Raw genomic sequence first — 22546 nt, 5'->3', positions numbered from 1 at the left:
CGAAGGAGTAGTACAGATGCGGGCATCCCCGATTCAACCGACGGTCGATTTCAACGCCGACGGCGAACAGCATGGTTTCCTGAAGCTGCCTCATTCGCACGACGTCTCCGCATGGGGCGCGGAGATGATCCCCATCACCGTGATCAGCAACGGCGAGGGACCGACCGCGCTGCTAACGGGCGGCAATCACGGTGACGAATACGAAGGGCCGATTGCGCTGTCGAAGCTCGCCGCCACGTTGAAGGCGAGTGACGTACGCGGGCGCGTGATCATCGTGCCGTTCATGAATTTTCCGGCGTTTCGCGCGGGCACGCGCACGTCGCCGATCGATCGCGGCAATCTGAATCGCAGCTTTCCGGGCAAGCCGGACGGCACCGTGACCGAGAAGATCGCCGATTATTTTCAGCGCTATCTGCTGCCGCTCGCCGACTATGTGCTCGATCTGCACGCGGGTGGCCGCACGCTCGACTTCGTGCCGTTCGCCGCGATTCACGTGCTGCCCGACGCGACGCAGCAAGCGCGCTGCGAGGCAGCGATGCGCGCATTCGGCGCGCCGTACTCGATGCGGATGCTCGAACTCGACAGCGTCGGCCTTTACGACACGGCCGTCGAGGAAGCGGGCAAGGTGTTCGTGTCGACCGAACTCGGGGGTGGTGGCACGGCGACCGTGCAGAGCGTGGCGATTACGGAGCGTGGTGTGCGCGGCTTTCTGCAGCATGCGGGAATCATCAGGCAAGACGAAGCAATGGGTCACTCGAGCGCGAGCGCGAGCGCGCCGCGCACGACGACGCTGCTCGATATGCCCGACGGCACCTGCTACACGACGAGTGAGCACGACGGCCTGCTCGAACTGTGCAAGGACCTCGGCGACATGGTCGACGGCGGCGAGGTGATCGCGCGGATTTACGACGCGAAGCGCACCGGCGCCGCGCCGATCGAATATCGCGCGCGACGCGGCGGCATGCTGGCCGCGCGGCATTTTCCGGGGCTCGTGCGGATTGGCGACACGGTTGCGGTGGTCGCCGACGTGCTCGAACGAGGCATACCGGTAACGGTCTGAACACGCGATGAAATTCGACCGCTACGATCTCGCGATTTTGCGCATTCTCGCGAGCGATGGACGCATCACGAAGTCGCGCCTCGCCGAAGAAATCAATCTGTCGATTTCGCCGGCATGGGAGCGCGTGAGGCGCCTCGAAGAAGAGGGCGTGATTCGCGGGTATCGCGCGGATATCGATTGGGTGCGCGCGTTCAAAGGCAGCCGCGTGGTGGTCGAGGTCACGCTCGCGCGTCATACCGCGCCGGACATGCGGCGCTTCGAGGAGCGCATCGCGGCCGCGCCCGAAGTCGTGCAATGCCTCGCGACGGGTGGCGGTGTCGACTATGTGATGCACGTGCTGTCGCGCGATATCGATCACTATCAGCGCTTCATCGATACGTTGCTGACCGACGAATTGGGCATCGAAAAGTACTTCACCTATATCGTCACGAAGGTGGTGAAAAGCGGGGCCGAAGGCTTGCCCGAATGGGCGGAACAATCGATTGGCGAGAACGGCTGAGTGGCGCGCCACATGCGGTCGACGTACGACGAAAAGCCGCAGCCGAAAAAACGATAACCATGCGGCGAATTGCAGAAAAAACGTAGCCTTCGACAAGCGACAACAAAAAAAACCGCAGTGCCGCCGGACCTACAGTGATAGCAGACATCGCACACAGGAGGTCGTCATGTTGCTGGGTCATCCGGTCTTATTCAAATCGCTGTGCTACGTGGATGGACGCTGGGTTCATAGCGCGAGCGCCGCGAGCGTCGCGGTGCAGAATCCCGCGAATCAGGAAGTGCTCGGCCATGTGCCGATGCTCGACGCGGCGCAGATCACCGCCGCGGTGGATGCCGCGCAGCGCGCGTTCGACACGTGGCGCTGGGTGCCGGTCGCCAATCGTTCGGCGCTGCTGTTGCGCTGGCATGAGCTGATTCTGCGTCATCAGCAGGATCTCGCCGCGATTCTGTCGCTCGAACAGGGCAAGCCGCTTGCTGAAGCGCGCGGCGAAATTGCGTATGGCGCGAGCTTCGTCGAATGGTTCGCGCATGAGGTGCGGCGGCTGAATGGGCGCACGATTCCGACCCATATCGATGGCGCTCATCTGGGCACGATCATCGAGCCGGTCGGCGTGGCCGCGCTAATCACGCCGTGGAATTTCCCGTGCGCGATGCTCACCCGCAAGGCCGCCGCCGCGCTCGCCGCCGGTTGCACGGTGGTCGCGAAGCCCGCGCACGAGACGCCGTTCTCTGCGCTCGCGCTCGCGCAACTCGCCGAAGAAGCGGGCTTTCCGGCCGGCGTGTTCAACGTCGTGCTCGGCGAGCCGCAAATGGCGATGGAAACGCTGGTTTCAGATAGCCGCGTGCGCTCGGTCAGCTTCACCGGCTCGACGCGTGTCGGCGCGCTAGTGATGCAAACGGCCGCACGGGCAGGCATCAAGAAGACCGCGCTCGAACTGGGCGGCAACGCGCCTTTCATCGTGACCGAAGATGCGGACCTCGAACAGGCCGTGCGCGTCGCGGTCGCGGCGAAGTTCCAGACCTCGGGCCAGGACTGCTGCGCGGCGAACCGGATCTTCGTCGCGCGTTCGTTGTATGAAGCGTTCGTCGCGCGATACAGCGATGCCGTGAAGGCGTTGAAAGTGGGCGGCGCATTCGACCCGAACGTGGACGTCGGCCCGCTGATGCACCAGGCCGCATTCGACACGACCGTGCAGCGCGTCGCCGACGCGCGTGAGAAGGGTGCGCGCGTCACGGTAGGCGGCGCGGCGCACGAGCGCGGCGGCTGGTTCTTCGAGCCGACCGTGGTCGCCGATGCGGCGCCCGGCATGCGCATTTACGACGAAGAAAATTTCGCGCCGATCTCGGCGGTCACGCCGTTCGATTCGCTCGACGAAGTGGTCGAACGCGCGAACGACACCGAGTATGGACTCGCCGCCTACGTGTGCGCGAAAGATCTGAACACCGTGTTTCAACTGATCCGCCGACTCGACTTCGCGATGGTGTCCATCAACGGCGCGAAGTTCACCGGCGCACCGATTCCGTTCGGCGGCATCAAGTCGTCGGGGCTTGGACGCGAAGGCGGCGTCGAAGGCTTCGAGCCGTTCGTCGAGACTCGTTATTTCTGCCTTGGCCAGCTTGGCTTGCCGGTCAGCGACAGCGCCCCCGCTCGTGCCGCTGCACATGCGATGGCGACGGACGCAACGGCCTGAACCTACCGATTCATTCATCCAGACATCACACGAAGGAGCGACCCATGACTCAATTCGATCAACTGCTGAGCACCGATCGCGCGCACTTCATGCATCCGTCGACGCATGCGCACGATCACGCGAGCGGCGCGCTGCCGGGCCGGATCGTGACCGGCGCGCAAGGCATCCGCATCGAGGACTATCAAGGCAAGACTTTTATCGATGCATTTGCCGGCCTTTATTGCGTGAACATCGGCTACGGCCGCACCGAAGTGGCCGAAGCGATTTACGAGCAGGCGAAGAAGCTCGCGTATTACCACACGTATGTCGGCCACTCGACCGATACGATCATCGAGCTGTCGTCGCGCATCATCGACTGGTCGCCGCGGGGCATGAAGAAGGTGTACTACGGCATGTCCGGTTCGGACGCGAACGAAACGCAGATCAAGCTCGTCTGGTACTACAACAATGTGAAGGGCCGCCCGAACAAGAAGAAGATCATTTCGCGCGAGCGCGGCTATCACGGCTCGGGCATCGTCACCGGCAGTCTCACGGGATTGCCGAGCTTCCACCAGTTCTTCGATCTGCCGATCGAGCGCGTCAAGCATACCGTGTGTCCGCACTGGTATCGTCGCGCGCCGGCCGGTATGAATGAAACGCAGTTCGTCGCGTACTGCGTCGACGAACTCGAAAAACTGATCGCGCGCGAAGGCGCCGATACGATCGCGGCCTTCATCGGCGAACCGGTGATGGGCACGGGCGGCATCGTACCGCCGCCGGCCGGTTACTGGCCCGCGATCCAGCAGGTGCTGAACAAGCACGACATCCTGTTGATCTGCGACGAAGTGGTGTGCGGTTTCGGCCGGCTCGGCTCGAAGATGGGTGCGCAGCACTACGGCATTCAACCCGATCTGATCACTGTCGCGAAGGGTTTGACGAGTGCTTACGCGCCGCTGTCCGGCGTGATCGTCAGCGAAGGCGTATGGGACGTGATCGATAAGGCATCGCAGGAATCGGGTGCGTTGGGGCATGGCTGGACCTATTCGGGCCATCCGATCTGCGCGGCGGCGGCGCTCGCCAACCTCGAGATTCTCGAACGCGAGAACCTCATGCAGAATGCGGCGCAAACCGGCGCTTATCTGCTGGAGCAATTGCATGCGGCGTTCGACTCGCATCCGCTCGTCGGCGAAGTGCGCGGCGTGGGCATGCTGGCCGCACTGGAGTTCATGGCCGACAAGGATCTCCGCACGCCGTTCGATGCGGCGCTGAAGGTCGGGCCGCGTGTGTCGGCTGCCGCGATGCAGCGCGGACTGATCGCGCGGGCGATGCCGCACGGCGACATTCTCGGCTTCGCGCCGCCGCTGGTGACGTCGCGCGGCGACGTGGACGAGATCGTGAAGCTGACGCGCGAGGCGGTGGATGAGGTGGCGTCGCAGGTGTTTGCGCCGGCTGCTTCGCTTTGATGAACTGAGGTGAAAGAGAGCCCCGGCTGCTGTCATGTCATGCGGTCGGGGTTTTTATTTGCTTCGTGCGGTAGTGGCGCCATCGCTTCATGATGGCCACATAGGCAAGCGCTGCCACGATCAATTCAATAGTCACCCACACTACGAAATATAGAATCCGAAGCACGCCACCATGCGGGCGCCTCGCTTTCCGTCCACGGATAGGTGTATGGGTGGACATAATGGATCGACAGAACGAAAAGGCCGAAAAATAGCGCGACCGTGAGAAGTCTACGGACAAGTGTTGCCATGCGTAATGACCTCGATTGTTCCGGACTGCCCCAATTTTCATGCACCCTTATCCGCGCTTATTCCGCGGATCTGCGCATTTGATGTTTTCATCAAAGTAATGCCACGTGATGCCGACATACATCGTGGACACCGATTCAACGTGATTGAGCGAGGACGATCAAGGGACGAGAACAGCGAAGAGAACCAACCTGAGATCGCAAGAACAGCTACTTTGGCGCTGAAAGATTCAGTCGCGCGGCCAGATCCGGATGCGCTTCGCCTAGACATCGAAGTGCCAGCGCTCCAAGCTTGCGGGCCGATTCGTCATCCAATGGAGTTTCCGGTGCTTCAGGAATATCGAGGAACATCGCCCGATCCAGGGTTGATTGAATAGCACGACGCGACACGTTGCTCATTTTGAGCGTATTCGTGTCGTCGTCGTAGATAAAGACGACAGCAAGGTCTCGTACCATCAATAGCCTCTGCACTGGTTGTATGTTTCAAAAGCACGTTGCTCGCACGCAAAGCGAGTTCTCAAATCGCCGCCGTATGTTTTTGACAGCATCTCGCACTCGATCTCTTGCCGTTCGCTCACACCGCGTGCACCAAGGATCGTCACATCTCCGCCTGTCGAAGTGTCAGAATACTCGAACGGCCGGGCATTGCCCAGATTCTGCGGCACGCGCGGGCTGCTGCCATATTGCGAGCGTGCCATGCTAACGTCGTCCGCTTGTTGCGCGCGCCCGCGACAATCGCACGCCCATGCGTAACCCAGGGCTTTGGCCATTGCGTAACCGGTCGAATACGACCGAAGCCTATCCTGCGGAAACCATTCGCCGGTTTCGACGTTCAGCGCCATTGCGGATGGCATTGGCGGAAAGTTTGAGTATACCGAATAGATGATACGGCAAAGCAAGCACTCTTCCTTGCCACCGGTGCCGTCCTGTTTCTGTTGTCCCATTTGACCTCTTCTTATTTTGCAGAAAACACCCGACGAAATAACCATCCAAATGTGTCGTCGTCAACAGAATTAATTTGGGATAGAGCCGTTTTGACAAACATTGACAATAAGCATTGTCCAACGGCAAATGAACCTGAGACCCACAGGGTTCGTATCGACGACTCGCCGATAGGCGGCGAGTCTGTCACAGGAGGTGATTATCGACGGATGATCGTTGATTTGAACGAAACCACGATCCACATCCGACTTGGAAAATTCTGATTGCCACGGCCGAAAAAAAGCCCGCCTTGCTGGGCGGGCTCGCATATTCCTATTGAACCGAGAGTTACCGAAAGCTAATGCGCGGCTTCGCCGCCATAATGCCGATCCGGAATCACAACGATATTCCCCACAAAGCGCTTCTCCATAAACCGCGTCTGCGCGTCGTGAAACTTCGACAACGGATAAGTCGCCGCGAGAACCGGCCGGATCGTACCGTTCTGAATATAGTCGAGCACGCGTTTGAACGCACCGCGCGTGCCTTGCGACGATCCATTCAACTGCAACTGCTTCAGATACATCGTGCGCAGATCGAGCTGCACGACCGGCCCCGCGATCGCGCCCGCGGTCGTATATCGTCCCTCAGGCCGCAACACGTTCAACAGCTTGCCGAACAGCGCCCCGCCGACAAGATCGGCGACTACATCGACGGCCCGCCGCTCGGTCATCCGTTCGACGTCCCCGACGAAATCGCCGCTGTCGCGCAGCATCACCCCTTGCGCGCCGAGCGCTAGCACGGCCTCTTCCTTGCCCTTGCTGACGACCGCATACGGAATCGCGCCGCGCGCGCGGCACAGCTGGATGATGGCCGAGCCGACGCCGCCGGACGCGCCGGTAATCAGCACCCTTTCGCCGTGCTTGACGGCCGCGCGTTCGATCATTTGCTCGCCGGTGTGATAAGCGCACCAGAACGTAGCGAGTTCGGCGTCGGAATAGGTGCAGTCGACCCGATGCGCGTTTTCCGCGGGCACGGCCGTGTATTCGGCGTAGCCGCCGTCGCGGCCGTGGCCGATGTAGTCGATATCGGCGAGGCTGTCGTCGTCGCGGTTGTAGATCGACGCGTCGACGATCACGCGCTCGCCGATACGCGCGTCGCTGACGCCGTGACCCACCGCGACCACGCGTCCGACGATATCCGCGCCCTGAATGCGCGGAAACGTCAGCGTCGAGCGGCCGCGTCGCCACGTCGACACCGCTTGCGGATCGTCGTCGGTGCCGTAGGCGCCCTGGCGGACCCACACGTCGGTATTGTTGAGACCGCATGCGGTGACGTCGATCAGTACCTCGCCAGCCGCGCACAAGGGAACCGGCACGTCGTCGCGATAGACCAGTTTGTCGAGGCCGCCGTGCGCGGTCAGGACGACGGCCTTCATCGTTTTCGGAAGCATGTTTCCCCTTTCGTTGAAACGGGCGTCGTGCTTCGCGAATTCACGCGGGCACGACGCCCGCGCGATCACGGTTTGACGAACAGCTTGCGTGGCGTCCTGCAAAAGGGCTCGACGCCGGTCCGCGTAATCAGAATGCTCTCGGTGATTTCGAGGCCCCAGTCGTCGAGCCACAGGCCCGGCATGAAGTGAAACGTCATGCCGGGTTCGAGGACCGTCTTGTCCCCAGGGCGCAGGCTCATCGTGCGCTCGCCCCAGTCCGGCGGATAGCTCGCGCCGATCGGATAGCCGCAGCGGCTGTTCTTCTCGATGCCGTATTTATGCAGCACCGCGAAAAACGCATTGGCGATGTCCTCGCAGGTATTGCCGGGTTTCGCCGCGGCGAGCCCGGCCTCGATCCCTTCGACCACCGCGCGTTCGCCTTCGATGAAATGCTTCGGCGGCTTGCCCAGGTAGACGGTGCGCGACTGCGGGCAGTGATAACGCTTGAAGCAGCCGGCAATTTCGAAGAACGTGCCAGCGTCCTTCGCGAACGGCGTGTCGTCCCAGGTCAAATGCGGCGCGGCCGCGTCGGCGCCGGTCGGCAGCAGCGGTACGATCGCCGGATAGTCGCCGCCATAACCGTCGATGCCGGTAATGCCTGCCGAGTAGATCTCCGCGACGAGGTCATTCTTGCGCATACCCGGTTCGATTCGCTCGACGATGTGCGCATGCATCTTCTCGACGATGCGCGCGGCCACGCGCATGTACTCGATCTCGCGCGGCGATTTGACCGCGCGTTGCCAGTTGACGAGGCCAGTTGCGTCCTGCCATTTCGCGTCCGGCAAATGCGCGACGAGCGAGCGATAAGCGGCGGCGCTGAAATAGTAGTTGTCCATTTCGACGCCGATGTTCGCGTTGGCCCAGCCGCGTGCGGCGATCACGTCGCGCGCGAGATAGTCCATCGGATGCCGCGCGGTGGATTGCACGTAGTGATCCGGATAGCCGACGATCTGATCGTGCTGCATAAAGACGGTGCGCTTGGCACCGTTCGCGTCCTGACCGCGGCCGAACCACACCGGCTCGCCATCCAGCGCGAGCAGCACGCACTGATGCACGTAAAACGACCAGCCGTCGTAGCCGGTGAGCCAGGCCATATTGGTCGGGTCCGACACGATCAATAGTTCGATGCCGGCCGCCTGCATGGCCTTGCGCGTCTTGGCAAGACGCGCGGCGTACTCGTCGCGTTCGAACGGCAGGCGCACGACGGGCGCCGCGATTCGCGATTCGTGTTGCGTCGTATCTGACATCTTCCCCTCTCTCTGAGCGTGACGTCGTTGCGGAAAGTGGCGCCCGGTGCAAGTGAACGGGGCGTCCACGGGTATCTCTCGCCGCAGTCTAATGCCGCGAAAAAACGCCGCTGAATGTGCTAGTTCAATGTTCGTGACGTTATCGACGGACGCTGCATGATTGTTGCAGTGCACGCTGCGCCGCCCTTGTCAGCGCGTAAAAAGAATTGTTCTAGAGCAATCTGGATCGCAAATATGGCTGCGTATTCTGGTTCGCACTACATGTACGACGAACGGGATCGAATCGATATGAACACCGCGCGAGTCACCGATTTGCTGAGCGCTTCAGGCATCGCCCCGACGAGTCATTCATCCGAGGAGCGCGCGGTCGCCTCTGCAAGCACACCGGCGCGCCGACACGAAAGCCCGGCGAGCAAGCCATTGATCCGGCTCGACCGGATCACGAAACGATATGGCGCGCTGACCGTGCTCGACGAACTGTCGCTCGACGTGATGCCCGGCGAGAAGCTCGCGCTGATCGGTCCGTCGGGATCGGGCAAGACGACGATCCTGCGGATCCTGATGACGCTGGAAACGATCGACGGCGGCCATATCGAAGTGGACGGCGAACAGTTGTTCCATATGCCGCGCGGCGGCCAGATGGTGCCCGCGAACGAACGGCATCTGCAGAAGATGCGCGAGAAGATCGGCATGGTGTTTCAGCACTTCAATCTGTTTCCGCACAAGAGCGTGCTCGACAACGTGACGCTCGCGCCGATGCTGACGAAGGGCGAGAGCCGCGAGTCGGCGGAGCGGCGCGCGCTCGAACTGCTCGACATGGTCGGCATGGCCGATAAGGCGAAGAGCCGTCCCGCGCAACTGTCGGGCGGGCAGAAGCAGCGCGTGGCGATCGCGCGGGCGCTCGCGCTCGCACCGCGGATCATGCTGTTCGACGAGGTGACGTCCGCGCTCGACCCTGAACTCGTCGAGGAAGTCCTGAACGTGATGCAGCGGCTCGCGCGTGAGACCGATATGACGATGCTGCTCGTCACGCACGAAATGGGCTTCGCGCACGACTTCGCCGACCGCGTGCTGTTCTTCGATCGCGGCAGGATCGTCGAGGAAGGCAAGCCAGAGGACATCTTCACGCATCCGACGCACGAGCGGACCCAGAGCTTCCTGCGCAAGATTCTCGCCGCGGGGCATCGAATCTGAGCTGAGTCTGAACATATTGTTTTTCCCACGCTGCACATCTCTCACTACTACGCCATACCACTACGCCTTAGGAGCCAAAAATCATGAAGCTAAAGGGGATTCTGATTGCGGGAGGGCTGTCGCTGTTGACGCTCGCGAGCCTCGCTTATGCCGCCGACGACAAGCTCACGCAACTGCGTCAGCAAGGTTTCGCGCGCATCGCGATTGCGAACGAGCCGCCGTTCACCGCGGTCGGCGCCGACGGCAAGGTGACGGGCGCGGCGCCGGACGTCGCGCGTGCGGTGTTCAAGAAGCTCGGCGTCAACGACGTCGTCGCGTCGGTCTCCGAGTACGGCGCGATGATTCCGGGCCTGGCGGCCGGGCGGCATGACACGATTGCGGCGGGGCTGTTCATGACCCCGCAGCGTTGCGCGGCCGTCGCTTATTCGCAGCCGGTGCTGTGCGCGGTCGAAGCGTTCGCGGTCAAGAAAGGCAACACGAAGAGTATCAAGACCTACGAGGAAATCGCGAAAGATCCGAAAGCGGTGATCGGTGTGGAAGGCGGCACGACCGAACAGAAGCTCGCGACCGCCGCGAATATTCCGACCGATCGCGTGATCATCGTGCCGGACGGGCAAAGCGGTCTGAAGATGCTGCAGGACGGCCGCGTCGACGTGTTTGCATTGCCGCTGCTGTCGATCACCGATCTGCTTTCAAAGGCGAAAGACCCGAACCTCGAATCGATCGCGCCGGTGCAGAACACGCCGGTGCAATGCGACGGCGTCGCATTTCGCAAGCAGGACACCGCACTGCGCGATGCATTCGACGTCGAGCTGAAGAAGATGAAGGAGTCCGGCGAGTTCGCGAAGATCGTCGAGCCCTATGGCTTCCCGACGAAAGCGGCAATGTCGACGAGCCGCGAGAAACTGTGCGCGGCGAAGAACTGAGTCCGCGATAAGACGCCATGCGCGCAACGCGGTAGCGCGCGTGGCCCACGATACATTGCGCGCGAGGTGCGTCGATGAACCACTGGTCCGGCTATTTGCAGCTGATTCTGCAGGGGGCGCAGACGACGATCGAACTGACGCTGATGGGCGCGGTACTCGCGCTCGTGATGGCGTTCGTCGCGGGGCTCGGGCGCCTGTCGCGTTTCTTCGTGGTGCGCGCATTGGCCACGTCGTATATCGAGTTCTTTCGCGGCACCTCGATATTCGTGCAGTTGTTCTGGGCGTATTTCGTGTTGCCGATGGCCGGCCTCACGCTGACGCCGCTGCAGGCCGGCGTCCTCGCGCTCGGTTTGAACGTCGGCGCGTACGGCGCTGAAGTGGTGCGCGGCGCGGTCGCCGCGATCGGCCACGAGCAGCGCAGCGCTTGCATTGCGCTGAATCTTTCCCGCTATCAGCGCATGCGGCACGTGATCTTGCCACAGGCCTTGCCGCTGATGCTGCCCACGTTTGGCAACAACGCGATCGAGCTGCTGAAGGGTACGGCCGTCGTGTCGCTGATCTCGCTCGGCGACATGACTTTCCAGGCGCAGGTGGTGCGCTCGCAAACCGGCAATACGTTGATCCCGTTCGCGACGATTCTCGCGCTGTACTTCGCCATGGCCTGTCTGATCTCGTTCGGCATGCGCAAGCTGGAAAGCCGGATGAGTTTCGGTCTCGACCGCATCAGGAGATAGACGAATGGAATGGGACTGGAGCTTCGTGCGCGAGATTCTGCCGATCCTACTGCAAGGGTTGGAGATCACCGTGCTCGCTACTTTGCTCGGCGCGGTGGTGGCGGCCGTGGTCGGCATGGCGATTGCCATTTTGCGGCTGGCGCCGAATCGCGCGGTGTCGCGCGGCACGTCGGCGATCGCGAGTTTTATTCGCGGCACGCCGCTGCTCGTGCAGTTGTACTTCGTTTTTTACGTGCTGCCCGACATCGGCATACGGATGCCGGCGCTTGCGGCCGGCGTGATCGCAATCGGCGTGCATTACGCGACGTATGCGGCCGAGGTTTATCGCGCCGGCATCGAAAACATTCCGCGCGGGCAATGGGAAGCAGCAAAGGCCTGCAACCTGAGTCCCGCGCAAACGTGGCAGCACGTGATCCTGCCCGAAGCGGTGCCGCCGATGGTGCCCGCGCTCGCCAATTATCTGATTTCTATGTTCAAGGAGACGCCGTTACTGTCGGCGATCACGGTCCTCGAATTGATGAATCAGGCCAAGATCATCGCGAATACGGATTACCGCTATCTGGAGCCGATGACGCTCGTCGGCGTGCTGTTCCTGATCATCAGCCTGATCGCGGTGGCCGGTGTGCGACTCCTTGAAAAGCGTTTTCCGGCTCCGGGGCATTGAACGATGCAAATGACTATTCGACAGTTCGAGCGCGCGCCGCATCTGATCGAACGCGCTTTCGACAAACGTATCGGCCTCGTGATCCTCGCAACCGATCACACGACCGAGCCGGACTTCGCGGCACTCGTCGCAAACGAGCGTATCGGCATCTATGTGAATCGCGTGCCGTATGCGAACCCGGTGACGCCCGACAATCTGCGCGCGATGCAGCCATTGCTGAGCGCGGGCGCGGCGCTGATCCTGCCCGACGAAACGCTCGACGTCGTGATGTATTCGTGCACGTCGGCATCCGTGATGATCGGCGATGCGCAGATCGAGCGCGCTATTCATGCGGCGAAGCCATCGGCCAAAGTCGTCACTCCGACCGCTGCCGCAGTCACTGCGCTGAGCACGCTGGACGCGCGGCGTATCAGCGTGCTGGCGCCGTACACCGCCGAAACCAGTCGGCCGATGGTCGAGTACTTTGCCGCGCAAGGCTTTGCGATCGACCGCTTCTCATGCCTGGGTCTGACCGACGACCGGGAGATGGCACGGATTTCGCACGACGATATCGTCGCCTTCGCGCGCGATGCGACAGCGCCCGACTCCGATGCGCTGTTTATTTCATGCACCGCGGTGAGAGCCGCGCCGATCATCGCGCGAATCGAAGCCGCCATTGGCAAGGCGGTAGTGAGCAGCAACCTCGCGACCGCGTGGATGTGTTTGCGCCTTTGCGGCGAGAACGAGGCGAGGCCACAGCAGGGTCGTTTGATGACGCTGCCGTTGCTGGTGCGCTGAGAGCACTGTGCGACGCCAATCATGTTGTTTTTCCCGAACGCGCGCGACGCGTCGCCGACGCACGCGTACGGATTACCGCATCCGTTGCAGGCTTTATGGAAAACCCCGATGCCTGCATCGTCCTAGAACATCGTTGCAGGCGCGGGTCGCCGGTATCGTGGATTCGGGCGACGTTGCCTGTGTCGCATAGAGACATCCCAGGAGGAGTCATGCACTACGTACATTCATGGACCGCGCAGAGCGCGCAACCGCAGGCGCGCAGCTTGCTGCGACGCGCAATCGCGGCGTCGGCACTCGGAAACGCGACCGAGTGGTTCGACTACGGTATTTACGCCTACGGCCTGAGCTATATTTCGGCCGCGTTGTTTCCCGGCAGCACCGCGCAGGCCACGTTGTTCGCGCTCGCGACGTTCGCCATTTCGTTTCTCGTGCGTCCGCTAGGAGGATTGTTCTGGGGGCCGCTCGGCGATCGCCTCGGCCGCAAGCACGTACTCGCGTTGACGATCATCCTGATGTCGGTCGCAACGCTGCTGGTCGGACTCGTGCCGACTTACGCGAGCATCGGCTGGTGGGCACCGGTTATCCTCGTCGTTCTGCGGATGATCCAGGGCTTTTCGACGGGCGGCGAATATGGCGGCGCGGCGACTTTCATGGCCGAATACGCGCCGGACAATAAGCGCGGCTTTTGTGGCAGCTTCCTCGAATTCGCGACGCTGTCGGGTTTCTCGCTCGGCGCGTTTCTGATGCTCGGTTGCTCCGTCGTGCTCGGCAACACGGCAATGCATGCGTGGGGATGGCGTCTGCCGTTTCTGATTGCGGCGCCGCTCGGCCTGATCGGTTTCTATCTGCGCTCCAGGCTCGAAGACACGCCGGTCTTTCGCGAGCTCGAACAAACGATGCACAAGGAGCAGCATAGCTGCGTCACGCTGAAGGCATTGCTGCGCGACTATTGGAAACCGCTGATCCAACTCGGTGGACTCGTGGTTGCTTTGAATGTCGTCAACTACGTGCTGCTCGCGTATATGCCGACGTTCATGCAGAAGCAGCTCGGCATGAGCGACAACATGTCCCTGCTCGTGCCGCTAATCGGCATGCTTGCGATGATGGTGTTTCTGCCGTTCGCGGGCACGTTCTCGGATCGCGTGGGACGCAAGAACGTCTGGTGGTTTTCGCTGATTGGCCTGTTCGTCGCGGCGATTCCGATGTTCCTGCTGATGAAGCTCGGCGTGGCGGGCGCGTTCATCGGCTTTGCGGTGCTCGGGCTGTTGTACGTACCGCAACTGGCCAGCATCTCGGCGATGTTCCCCGCGATGTTTCCGACCCAGGTGCGTTACGCGGGGATGGCGATTGCGTATAACGTGTCGACGTCGATTTTCGGCGGCACGGCGCCGATGGCGAACGAATGGCTGGTCGCGCATACGGGCAATGCGCTGGTGCCCGCTTATTACATGATGGCCGCGTGCGTCGTGGGGGCGATAGCGTTGATCTACGTGCCTGAAACGCGCGGGTGTTCGTTGCGCGGGCAAGGCATTCCGGGGAAGCAGGAAGTGATTGTTTGAAGTGACATGGCGTGGCCAACCGCGTATCGATGCAGTTCGGCCACGCGTGTTTGATTGAGCGTTTATTTCAGCTGGCTTTGCGCGAGCCTCGACTTCAGCAGTTCGTATTTCTCCCGCGACGTATCAGCGAACGCCGCCTCACGACTCGAACGCGTATCGTCGAATGGAATCGGCTCGGCAAACTGGCTGACCGTCAGATCCCATCTGCTGCCGTCGATCAGGTTGTAGAAGTGCGTGCCCCCCGACGTACGCGTCGTCAGAATCTCGCCACCGAAATAGTCCTGCATGATCAGAGACGTAACGCTGCAATGATTCTGCGCGGGATTCGTCGACGACCACGCGTGCGTGGGGCTCGACGTATCGCCGGCCCATACGCGTGCAAGGACGCGGTATAGGTCGATGGGCGTCGCAAAGACCTTCGATACGGCAGGCGTCTGTGCTTCCTGTGTCATGGCGGCAATCCTTCGTTCGATGAGCGGATAAGGTCGTAGAAAACAAAAAGCCCCGTCGTTGCCGGCGGGGCTTTCTGGCGCATGTCGCTGCTAATGATGTCTAGCGGCGTATGCGTATGCGAGTCCCCACAGGCAGTCCCACGCGGGCATGCGCATGATGATGCTTTGCAGTCGGGCGGTACGTGAGGGCTTGCATAGTGAGCGAGTGTGCCTTCGATTGCGCGACGCGTCAACGAATCATCGATAACTGCGTCGCGCTGACCGTGCTTACGACTTCGCGCCGCTCAGGATCGCGAGGCTCGGGCAGTAAGTGCGTCGCGCTCAGATCCGCGGCCTGCTGCGAGCGCACGCCTGCGCTGCTCGACGTCGGCGGATCGATGAATACCTGCGCGTTGTTCGATCCCGCCGGTGCCGTCAGCGTCATCGTCACTTTCCACCAGTTGCCGGATTTCACCGCGCTCAGCGCCGTCGCTTGCCCCGCGCCCCACGTGCCGCGCACGATCGCGCCGGTGTTCGTGTTCAGCACCCAGCCGAACTCGGTGCCGCTCGGGTCGTCGGTCTGGATCGAGCCGCCGGGGAACACCGTTGCGTTGGTGGTGGCGAGCACGTAGTCGGTGAACGTGTACGACTGGCCGCCCTGCACACGGATCACTTCGTGAATGTTCGACACGGCCGAACCGTTCGTGCTCGCGACCGTCGCGGCGCCGCGTTCGAGGTGGCCGCGTTCGCCACCGGCGATGTCGACGCGCCGCTATTGTCGCCATTGCACGCGGCGCGTCCGACGGCCATCGCCAGCCATTCTTCTGGACATCATGACCCCTCCTGTTGAACCGCTGATCGGTTGAAAACACTTGCTGGATTATTACTAATATTTTGTCCGGCGCGGCATGCTGCATGCCGGTCTGCGCGAGGGTGTGAAGCGAAGGGGATCGAATGAACGTGGCGCGCGTCGAATCAGGCGTTCGACCGCGGATGGCTTGCGCCGATGTGCTTCAACGCAATTCAACCGCCGGACAGAACCGTGTCCTCGACTTCGTAGCGCTCATTGCCAACTGAAATCAGATTGATGCCGGCATGCTTGCGCGTCAGCGTGTCGCCGGGCATCGGCCGATCGCTCGCGGACGCGGCCGTGCCCATCACGCGACCGTCGACGCCAAAGAAAATCGCCCGCGTCGTGCCGTCGGGCCAGTAGACCACGACCGTAGTCGATCGATCGCCGTGATGCACGACGCCGAACTTGCACATCGTTTTGGTCTGTCCGTTGCCGCGCTCGCATGGCAACGTGCCGCTCGCGCTGATAGGCGATTCCTTCACGGGCCCGTGGCCGTTCTGCGAGCCGGCCTGAGCGCTTTCAGTCGAAATCGAAATCAGCGTCACGCCATCCGCTTCGCCGACCACGCGCGCGTGCCGCTGATGCCCGACGATCGCGCGCACGGCGGCGCTGTCGCGCGAGCCCGGACAGCCGACCAGCATCGCCATATGGTCGAGATAGTTCACGGTCGCGGCCGACTCGCCGAGCCGCCGGCATGCATCGCCCGAGTGCGGATAGCCATCGCCGAGCACGACGAACGACGCGGGCCATTCGAACGGTTTCTCCATGCCAGCGGCCTGCGCGGAAGTCGAAGCGCCGGCGGCACCGAAAGCCATCGCCGCAATCGCCGCGTACGGCGCCGAAGCAAACGACCGGGTCGTGCGTCGCATCGAAGTTCTCCTCGGCTTGCTCACGTTCGAGCCGCGCCGGCCGCCAACGCGGCCTGCGCCCGCTGCAGCCACTCGCGATTATGCTCGCGCGCGTGACGTGGCCAATGTTTGGCATCCTGCACGATTTCGGCATAGAGCGCGCCGGCGCGGCGGCGGTCCGCATCTTCCGATTGCGCGGCGAGCCAGTCGGCGAACATGCAGCGCGGCGCGACGTCGTTCGCGCAGGTCAGCGCCTGTTCGAATGCCGCGCGTGCGCCCGGCGCATTCAGCGCGGCCAGCGTGCGCGCGTACAGCAGCGCCGGCTCGCCCTGGTTGCGTGCCCGCGGATTGACCGAGAACAGATTCCCCAACGTCGCATCGGCGGCCGTGTAGTCGTCAAGCGCGAACTGCGAGCGCGCGAGACCGAGCAGCAGCGCGGGATCGTTTGCAAATGGGCCGTTCGCCGCGGCCTGGAAATGTTCGAGCGCTTCGCGCGGATTGCCGGCCGCGAGCAAGGCCTCGCCGAGCCGCATCCGATGCTGCACGGTCGGCGCGCGGTCGAAAGCGGCGCGCGCTTCACGCAGCGCGCGATTCGGATCGACGAATTGGGTGATCGCCTGCGTGGCCACGCGCGCGCCGCGCGTATGGCGCAGACTCGGCAGGTAGACCGCGAACAGGTACACGACGCTGCCGAGCAGCGGAAAAGCAAACAGAATGAATAGCCAGTAGATGCCCTGGTTATTGCGCATCGCGTGGACGGCGAAAAAGATCGCGATGAAAACGTGAAGACCAATTCCAAAAAAGTAGGGCATATCGATTCAACCTTCGAGCATGAGGAAAAGCGCGCCGCGAGCCCGTCATTGCCGTAACCGGGCCCTAATGCAGCGAACCGACCCGCAGATACGCGAATAGAAGCGACAACGCCACGACGATCACGCCGGTGGCAATGACGAGACGGTTGGCCAACAGTCGGCGCATCACAAGTCTCCTAGACGAAACTGTAGCGTTCGGAATGGTAGCGGATGCGCGGCACTTTCATTTCGCCGAGCGCCGTTTCGATCGCATCCATCATGGAGTCCGGGCCGCAGATGAAATACTCGTGATCGGCGAACTCGGGCGGTAGATGTCGCCGGAACATCGCGGCATCGATGCGCCCGACTTCCCCGCTCCAGCCTTCGGGCGGGTCCGACAGCACATAGACGATGCGCAGATCGAGCCGCGCTTTCAGCGCATCGAGCTCCTCGCGGAAAGTCAGCGAGTCCCAGGTCTTGCCGCTGTACAGTAGCACGAGCGGACGTTGGTCGCCGCGATCGGCGAGCGAGCGGATCATGCTCATCATTGGCGTGATGCCGATACCGCCCGCGATCAGCACGTGCATGTCGGTCGGATGCCCGATCGTGAACGCGCCATACGGTCCGTCCAGATACACGCGTCGACCTGTTTCGATCGTCTTCACCTGGCTCGTGAAATCGCCGAGATTGCGGATCGTCATTTCGACGCGGCCGTTCGCGGCCTCGGCGCTCGACGAGAACGAAAAAGGATGTCCGGTGATCCTGAACGGGCTGCCCCACACGTTGAGCCAGCCGAACTGGCCGGGCTTGAAGCGAAAGCCAGCGTGGCCGTCGGGCTGCATCACGAGCGTCGTCGTGTCGCCGCGTTCGGCGCGCACTTCCGCGATCCGGTACGGACGCCTGATCATGAAGAGCGGCTTGAACAGACGCACGTACAGCAGCAGCGCTACCCAGAATACTGTCATGCAGATCCACAGCGTGCGCTTGAACGGATCGGTCAGATAGAAGCCCCAGCCGATCATATGCAGCACGCCGCCGAAGATCGCGACGAGCGCGAGCCCGATATGCGACAGATGCCACAGCTCGTAACGAATCTTGAACTGCTTGCGCCATAGCGCGGTGATCACCAGCACTATCACCGAGCCGATCGACAGGAACGCGAACCACGCACCCCACGGTACATCGAGCAGCGAGTCGGGCATCGCGACCTTGTCCGAGCGGATCGCGAACAGGATCAGCGGATGCACGACGACCAGGCCGACCGCGAGCAGCGACACGTGTCGATGGAAATGATAGATAACGTCCTCGCCCCACGGCTCGGTCACGTGACGAAAGCGCGCGGTGAGGCCGAATTGCAGGCCCATCATCGCGAGTCCGGAATAGCCGAGCGCCACCGAGAACTCGGTGCCGAAGTTGCGCGCGGGCGGGAGCGTGCCGGTCAGCAGCGCAAACAGCGGCGCGACAATGAACAGTAGATAGATGACCGACCAGACGGCCTTGCGCACGAGATCTCGAGACTGCATCGGTGCTTCTCCATGCCGGGTGCGGCGGTCCCGCTCGCGCTCAGTCCGCGTTCAGACGCAGGTGGTGAGCAGCAGCGCGGGCCCGAACGTGATTACGGTCGCGACCAGCGCCGCGATCAGGGTCCAGACGACGACGGTATGCATGAACGAGCTGATGCGTTCGGGACCAGGGTCGCGGGTCGCGGCGCGATAGCGCCATAGCCAGCCGATCGCGATCAGATGCAGCAGCAGAATGATCGCAAGACTCGCGCGCAGCGGGCCGGTGGGCCACGCGAACGCGCAGCCGATCGCGTGCAGCGCATACAGGATCACGAACGCGAGACACCAGATCGTGAAGCCGACGGCGAGCCACCACAACCGCCGCGGCGAAAGCGGACGCGCATTCATGGTCTGGCTCCCAGCACGGCGACGAGGCTCGGCAGCGCGAGCACGAGTCCAAGCGCGATGATGCCCGTCGCCAGCGTGTAATCGATCCACAGGCGGGTGAGACGCAGATCGGTCAGGCGTCGCGCGGAAACGAAGCCCGCGCCGACGCGCAGCACGTTGCTGATGAGGAACAACAACCCGACGCCTGCGTGAACTGCGATGTACGTGAGCAGCGCCGCGGCCGTCGCGCCGAGCGCATGCTCGCGCGGATTCGGTGTCACGCCGTTGATCAGCATCACGCAGGCGATGAGCGCGACGATCAGCGCGATCGCGCTCAGCCCGATCGTGCCGTGCGGTTTGCGCTCGGCGGCGGCCGCGCGCAACGAGCCACGCGTGGCGGCTGCGGCCACCGCGAGCGCGAAGGCCGCGACGAGCGCGAGCACGCGGTTCGGATGCGGCGTCACGGCTGCCGGCCAGTTCGGCGCGGCAATCCACAGATAGAACGTGCCGAAGATCAGCGAGGTGAACAGCGTGCCGTCCGCGACCAGCGCGCAGATCATCGAAAGCCATGACGGCGAACCGGCGACCTCGGTATGCGGCGGCACGCTGACGCCGCGGCCGACCGGCAGCGCGCCGTAATCGCGCGCGTGCCCCGCGCTCTGGCCCGCGTAGATGAAGAGGCCAAACGTCACGAATGCGAATGCGACCGACAGCAGATAGAACTTGAACAGCATCGCGAGCACCGCCGCGGCGGTCACGAGCGCGGTGACGAGCGGCAGATAGGTCGAGTTCGGCAGCACGATCAGCTGTTCGGGCTCGCCCGATGTCATATGCACGCCTAGCGTCTCCTGCCAGCCGTTGCGCGTGAAACCGAGGTAACCCTCGCCGCGCGCCAGAGAGGTCGCTAGCTGGCCCGGGGGCACCTTTTCGGTTTCGGCGTCCATGTGCGGGATCGACGCGAATGCGTACGGCGCGGGCGGAATCGGCATCGCCCATTCGAGGGTGGTCGATTGCCACGGGTTACGTCGCACGCGTTGGCCGAAACGCAATTGCACGACGATGTCGATCACGACGAGCGCGAAGCCGATCGTCATCACGAAGCTGCCCACCGACGACAGCAGATTGAGCCAGTTCCAGCCTTCGTCGCCGCTATAGGTGAAGACGCGCCGCGGCATGCCTAGCAGGCCGGTCAGGTGCATCAGGAAGAACGTCATGTTGAAGCCGATGAACACGAGCCAGAACGCCGGCACCGAAAGGTTATGCACGGCGGTGCGCCCGGTCAGCAGCGGCAACCAGTAATAGAACGCCGCGAGCATCGGAAACGCGAGCGCGCCGGCCACCACGTAGTGCATGTGCGCGACGACGAAGTAGGTGTCGTGCGCCTGCCAGTCGAACGGCACGATCGCGAGCATCACGCCGGTCAGCCCGCCGCACGTGAACACGAAGAAGAAGCCGAAGATGTACAGCATCGGCACGTCCCAGCGCGGGCGGCCGTGCGACAGCGTGGCGAGCCACGCGAAGAACTGGATCGCGGTGGGCACCGCGACGATCGCCGAGCCCGCCGAGAAGAACGCGAGCGCCAGATGTGGGATGCCCACCGTAAACATGTGGTGCACCCAGATGCCGAAGCTCAGGAACGCGAGCGCGATGATCGCGACGACGATCGTGCGATAGCCGACGAGCTTGCGGCGCGCGAACACGGGGATCATCGTCGACAGCACGCCGGCCATCGGCAGGAAGATGATGTACACGTCTGGGTGGCCGAACAGCCAGAACAGATGCTGCCACAGCAGCGGATCGCCGCCGCGCGTCGGATCGAAGAACGGCAGGTTGAACGCGCGTTCAACCTCGAGCAGGATCGAGCCGAGAATCAGCGGCGGAAACGCGACGATCATCATCATCGCGGTGACGAGGATGTACCACGCGAAGATCGGCATGCGATCCAGCGACATGCCCGGCGCGCGCATCTTCAGGATCGACACGACGATTTCCATCGCGAGCGACAGCGCCGAAATTTCGACGAACGTGATGCCGAGCAGCCACACGTCGGCGTTCAGTCCGGGCGTGAACACGTTGGAGCTGAGTGGCGTGTACATGAACCAGCCGCCGTCGGGTGCGCTGCGCAGAATCAGCGACACGGTCAGAATCGTGCCGCCGAACAGATAGCACCAGTAGCCGTAAGCGGTCAGGCGCGGAAACGCGAAATCGCGCGCGCCGAGAAACTTCGGCGTCAGATAGACCGCGAAGCTCTCCACCATCGGGATCGCGAACAGGAACAGCATCATCGATCCATGCATCGTGAAGACCTGGTTATAGGTCTCCACATCCATGAAGGCGGCATGCGGCGTCGCGAGCTGCACGCGCGTGAGCATGCCGAGAATGCCGGCGATCGCGAAGAACACGAACGACGTGATCATCATGCGCATGCCGAGCACCGTATGGTTGACCGCGGCGAGCCTCTGCACGCCTGGCCCGGTGGCCCAGATCGCGGCAAGCTGGCGATGCAGCCGCAGCGCGTTGATGCCCTGTGATGGCGGCTCGACGGGCACACTCATTTCTTCACCTCCCCGTTGGCGGCGGCGTTTTTGACAGCAGCCGGAAAATCTTCCGGACGATCGACGATCACGGTGAAGTGCATCCCCGCGTGACCGATGCCGCAAAACTGGTTGCATTGTCCGGCGTACTCGCCGGGCTGATCGGCCTGGATACGCAGTAGGTTGTGGTGGCCAGGGACCGCGTCGATCTTGCCCGCGAAGCGCGGAATCCAGAATGCGTGCACGACGTCCATGCTGGTCACGGCGATGTCGACCGGCGTGCCCGCGGGCAGATGCAGCACGTTCCCGGTTTCGACGTTGCCGAGTTCCGGATAGCGGAAGGTCCAGCGCCATTGCTGCGCGATCGCCTCGATGCGCGCGGGCGCGTGCGCGCGCAGCGGCAGCAGCAATTCACCCGCGTACAGCGCGTAGCAGATCAACGGGATCAGGATCACTGCCGGCAGCACGAGACCGCCGAGCACGATCCAGCGCGCGGGCGAAACGTGCGAGCCCCAGCCGGGCCGGAAGACCGTCATCAGAAACAGTACGAGCACCATCGCGAACAGGATCGCGGCGCCCGCCAGCATCACCCACCACAGCCCGGCGATCGATGCGGCGGCCGGACCCGATGGCTCGAGCGTCGAGAGCGGCCCGGTGCAGCCGGACAACGCGGCGAGCGATCCGGCTTGGACGGTCAGGCGCAAGCAGCTA

General features: G+C 62.7%; 22 protein-coding genes and 1 pseudogene. 10 read left to right on the top strand and 13 right to left on the bottom strand.

Going from position 1 to position 22546, the window contains the following annotated elements; translation table 11 throughout:
- Positions 1 to 16 precede the first annotated feature (16 nt).
- The 4 genes from doeB (at position 17) to OKW41_RS02465 (ending at position 4691) form a co-directional block, all read left to right on the top strand.
- Positions 17 to 1060: a N(2)-acetyl-L-2,4-diaminobutanoate deacetylase DoeB gene (doeB, locus tag OKW41_RS02480; RefSeq protein ID WP_429571466.1), complete on the top strand. Its 1044-nt coding sequence runs from the start codon at positions 17 to 19 to the stop codon at positions 1058 to 1060.
- Positions 1061 to 1067: 7 nt separating this feature from the next.
- The gene (locus OKW41_RS02475; protein ID WP_429444383.1) at positions 1068 to 1559 is read left to right on the top strand and encodes an Lrp/AsnC family transcriptional regulator; all 492 of its coding nucleotides are present in this window, start codon (positions 1068 to 1070) and stop codon (positions 1557 to 1559) included.
- 166 nt (positions 1560 to 1725) lie between these two features.
- Positions 1726 to 3249 (top strand): NAD-dependent succinate-semialdehyde dehydrogenase, encoded by a 1524-nt coding sequence (locus OKW41_RS02470; protein ID WP_429571465.1) that lies wholly within the window; start codon positions 1726 to 1728, stop codon positions 3247 to 3249.
- Between the two features lie 44 nt (positions 3250 to 3293).
- The gene (locus OKW41_RS02465; RefSeq protein ID WP_429571464.1) at positions 3294 to 4691 is read left to right on the top strand and encodes an aspartate aminotransferase family protein; all 1398 of its coding nucleotides are present in this window, start codon (positions 3294 to 3296) and stop codon (positions 4689 to 4691) included.
- 37 nt (positions 4692 to 4728) lie between these two features.
- Here the strand turns inward: OKW41_RS02465 and OKW41_RS02460 are convergent.
- The 5 genes and pseudogenes from OKW41_RS02460 to doeA all read right to left on the bottom strand — a co-directional run bounded on the left by OKW41_RS02460 (position 4729) and on the right by doeA (position 8635).
- Positions 4729 to 4981 (bottom strand): annotated as a pseudogene (locus OKW41_RS02460) (hypothetical protein).
- 207 nt (positions 4982 to 5188) lie between these two features.
- On the bottom strand, positions 5189 to 5434 hold the full coding sequence (locus tag OKW41_RS02455) for a hypothetical protein (RefSeq protein WP_184040027.1): 246 nt from the start codon (positions 5432 to 5434) through the stop codon (positions 5189 to 5191).
- Entirely contained in the window at positions 5434 to 5922 is a 489-nt protein-coding gene (locus OKW41_RS02450; RefSeq protein WP_429444379.1) for a hypothetical protein, read from the bottom strand. The genes OKW41_RS02455 and OKW41_RS02450 overlap by 1 nt, the downstream gene beginning before the upstream one ends.
- 335 nt (positions 5923 to 6257) lie before the next feature.
- Positions 6258 to 7349, bottom strand: a complete 1092-nt coding sequence (locus tag OKW41_RS02445) for an alcohol dehydrogenase family protein (protein ID WP_429571463.1) — start codon at positions 7347 to 7349, stop codon at positions 6258 to 6260.
- A gap of 65 nt (positions 7350 to 7414) precedes the next feature.
- A complete protein-coding gene (gene doeA, locus OKW41_RS02440) occupies positions 7415 to 8635 on the bottom strand; it encodes an ectoine hydrolase DoeA (RefSeq protein ID WP_429571462.1) in 1221 nt (406 codons plus the stop codon).
- 288 nt (positions 8636 to 8923) lie between these two features.
- Here doeA and ehuA point away from each other — a divergent pair, with 288 nt between their 5' ends.
- The 6 genes from ehuA to OKW41_RS02410 all read left to right on the top strand — a co-directional run bounded on the left by ehuA (position 8924) and on the right by OKW41_RS02410 (position 14489).
- Positions 8924 to 9829: an ectoine/hydroxyectoine ABC transporter ATP-binding protein EhuA gene (ehuA, locus tag OKW41_RS02435; protein WP_429573331.1), complete on the top strand. Its 906-nt coding sequence runs from the start codon at positions 8924 to 8926 to the stop codon at positions 9827 to 9829.
- 83 nt (positions 9830 to 9912) lie between these two features.
- Entirely contained in the window at positions 9913 to 10755 is an 843-nt protein-coding gene (ehuB, locus tag OKW41_RS02430; protein ID WP_429571461.1) for an ectoine/hydroxyectoine ABC transporter substrate-binding protein EhuB, read from the top strand.
- A gap of 74 nt (positions 10756 to 10829) precedes the next feature.
- Complete coding sequence (ehuC, locus tag OKW41_RS02425; protein WP_429444372.1) at positions 10830 to 11489, top strand: ectoine/hydroxyectoine ABC transporter permease subunit EhuC; 660 nt, start codon at positions 10830 to 10832, stop codon at positions 11487 to 11489.
- Positions 11490 to 11493: 4 nt separating this feature from the next.
- Positions 11494 to 12153, top strand: a complete 660-nt coding sequence (gene ehuD / locus OKW41_RS02420) for an ectoine/hydroxyectoine ABC transporter permease subunit EhuD (protein ID WP_429571460.1) — start codon at positions 11494 to 11496, stop codon at positions 12151 to 12153.
- Between the two features lie 9 nt (positions 12154 to 12162).
- Positions 12163 to 12930: an ectoine utilization protein EutA gene (gene eutA / locus OKW41_RS02415; RefSeq protein ID WP_429444370.1), complete on the top strand. Its 768-nt coding sequence runs from the start codon at positions 12163 to 12165 to the stop codon at positions 12928 to 12930.
- Positions 12931 to 13139: 209 nt separating this feature from the next.
- Positions 13140 to 14489 carry an MFS transporter gene (locus OKW41_RS02410; protein ID WP_184061532.1) on the top strand — a complete coding sequence of 450 codons (1350 nt, stop codon included), beginning with the start codon at positions 13140 to 13142 and terminating at the stop codon, positions 14487 to 14489.
- 62 nt (positions 14490 to 14551) lie between these two features.
- Here OKW41_RS02410 and OKW41_RS02405 read toward each other — a convergent pair whose 3' ends face one another.
- From OKW41_RS02405 to coxB, 8 genes are all read right to left on the bottom strand, one after another.
- Positions 14552 to 14941, bottom strand: a complete 390-nt coding sequence (locus tag OKW41_RS02405) for a YunG family protein (protein WP_429571459.1) — start codon at positions 14939 to 14941, stop codon at positions 14552 to 14554.
- Positions 14942 to 15170: 229 nt separating this feature from the next.
- Positions 15171 to 15611: a hypothetical protein gene (locus OKW41_RS02400; RefSeq protein WP_429571458.1), complete on the bottom strand. Its 441-nt coding sequence runs from the start codon at positions 15609 to 15611 to the stop codon at positions 15171 to 15173.
- A gap of 332 nt (positions 15612 to 15943) precedes the next feature.
- Positions 15944 to 16642 (bottom strand): hypothetical protein, encoded by a 699-nt coding sequence (locus OKW41_RS02395; RefSeq protein ID WP_429571457.1) that lies wholly within the window; start codon positions 16640 to 16642, stop codon positions 15944 to 15946.
- Positions 16643 to 16662: 20 nt separating this feature from the next.
- Entirely contained in the window at positions 16663 to 17433 is a 771-nt protein-coding gene (locus tag OKW41_RS02390; protein ID WP_429571456.1) for a tetratricopeptide repeat protein, read from the bottom strand.
- Positions 17434 to 17609: 176 nt separating this feature from the next.
- Positions 17610 to 18935, bottom strand: coding sequence for a ferredoxin reductase family protein (locus OKW41_RS02385; protein WP_429571455.1), 1326 nt, complete (start codon positions 18933 to 18935; stop codon positions 17610 to 17612).
- Positions 18936 to 18986: 51 nt separating this feature from the next.
- Positions 18987 to 19322 carry a hypothetical protein gene (locus tag OKW41_RS02380; RefSeq protein WP_018423781.1) on the bottom strand — a complete coding sequence of 112 codons (336 nt, stop codon included), beginning with the start codon at positions 19320 to 19322 and terminating at the stop codon, positions 18987 to 18989.
- Positions 19319 to 21856 carry a cytochrome c oxidase subunit I gene (ctaD, locus tag OKW41_RS02375; RefSeq protein WP_429571454.1) on the bottom strand — a complete coding sequence of 846 codons (2538 nt, stop codon included), beginning with the start codon at positions 21854 to 21856 and terminating at the stop codon, positions 19319 to 19321. Before ctaD ends, OKW41_RS02380 begins: the two co-directional genes overlap by 4 nt.
- Entirely contained in the window at positions 21853 to 22539 is a 687-nt protein-coding gene (coxB, locus tag OKW41_RS02370) for a cytochrome c oxidase subunit II (protein ID WP_429571453.1), read from the bottom strand. The genes ctaD and coxB overlap by 4 nt, the downstream gene beginning before the upstream one ends.
- Positions 22540 to 22546 lie beyond the last annotated feature (7 nt).

This window comes from Paraburkholderia sp. UCT70 (assembly GCF_050434085.1).
GTDB classification, from domain to species: domain Bacteria; phylum Pseudomonadota; class Gammaproteobacteria; order Burkholderiales; family Burkholderiaceae; genus Paraburkholderia; species Paraburkholderia tuberum.
This window is presented reverse-complemented; position numbering and strand designations above follow the sequence as displayed.

Coding starts and splice junctions, on each gene's coding strand:
- doeB (WP_429571466.1), top strand. CDS start 17: ATGCGGGCATCCCCGATTCAACCGACGGTCGATTTCAACGCCGACGGC.
- OKW41_RS02475 (WP_429444383.1), top strand. CDS start 1,068: ATGAAATTCGACCGCTACGATCTCGCGATTTTGCGCATTCTCGCGAGC.
- OKW41_RS02470 (WP_429571465.1), top strand. CDS start 1,726: ATGTTGCTGGGTCATCCGGTCTTATTCAAATCGCTGTGCTACGTGGAT.
- OKW41_RS02465 (WP_429571464.1), top strand. CDS start 3,294: ATGACTCAATTCGATCAACTGCTGAGCACCGATCGCGCGCACTTCATG.
- OKW41_RS02455 (WP_184040027.1), bottom strand. CDS start 5,434: ATGGTACGAGACCTTGCTGTCGTCTTTATCTACGACGACGACACGAAT.
- OKW41_RS02450 (WP_429444379.1), bottom strand. CDS start 5,922: ATGGGACAACAGAAACAGGACGGCACCGGTGGCAAGGAAGAGTGCTTG.
- OKW41_RS02445 (WP_429571463.1), bottom strand. CDS start 7,349: ATGCTTCCGAAAACGATGAAGGCCGTCGTCCTGACCGCGCACGGCGGC.
- doeA (WP_429571462.1), bottom strand. CDS start 8,635: ATGTCAGATACGACGCAACACGAATCGCGAATCGCGGCGCCCGTCGTG.
- ehuA (WP_429573331.1), top strand. CDS start 8,924: ATGAACACCGCGCGAGTCACCGATTTGCTGAGCGCTTCAGGCATCGCC.
- ehuB (WP_429571461.1), top strand. CDS start 9,913: ATGAAGCTAAAGGGGATTCTGATTGCGGGAGGGCTGTCGCTGTTGACG.
- ehuC (WP_429444372.1), top strand. CDS start 10,830: ATGAACCACTGGTCCGGCTATTTGCAGCTGATTCTGCAGGGGGCGCAG.
- ehuD (WP_429571460.1), top strand. CDS start 11,494: ATGGAATGGGACTGGAGCTTCGTGCGCGAGATTCTGCCGATCCTACTG.
- eutA (WP_429444370.1), top strand. CDS start 12,163: ATGACTATTCGACAGTTCGAGCGCGCGCCGCATCTGATCGAACGCGCT.
- OKW41_RS02410 (WP_184061532.1), top strand. CDS start 13,140: ATGCACTACGTACATTCATGGACCGCGCAGAGCGCGCAACCGCAGGCG.
- OKW41_RS02405 (WP_429571459.1), bottom strand. CDS start 14,941: ATGACACAGGAAGCACAGACGCCTGCCGTATCGAAGGTCTTTGCGACG.
- OKW41_RS02395 (WP_429571457.1), bottom strand. CDS start 16,642: ATGCGACGCACGACCCGGTCGTTTGCTTCGGCGCCGTACGCGGCGATT.
- OKW41_RS02390 (WP_429571456.1), bottom strand. CDS start 17,433: ATGCCCTACTTTTTTGGAATTGGTCTTCACGTTTTCATCGCGATCTTT.
- OKW41_RS02385 (WP_429571455.1), bottom strand. CDS start 18,935: ATGCAGTCTCGAGATCTCGTGCGCAAGGCCGTCTGGTCGGTCATCTAT.
- OKW41_RS02380 (WP_018423781.1), bottom strand. CDS start 19,322: ATGAATGCGCGTCCGCTTTCGCCGCGGCGGTTGTGGTGGCTCGCCGTC.
- ctaD (WP_429571454.1), bottom strand. CDS start 21,856: ATGAGTGTGCCCGTCGAGCCGCCATCACAGGGCATCAACGCGCTGCGG.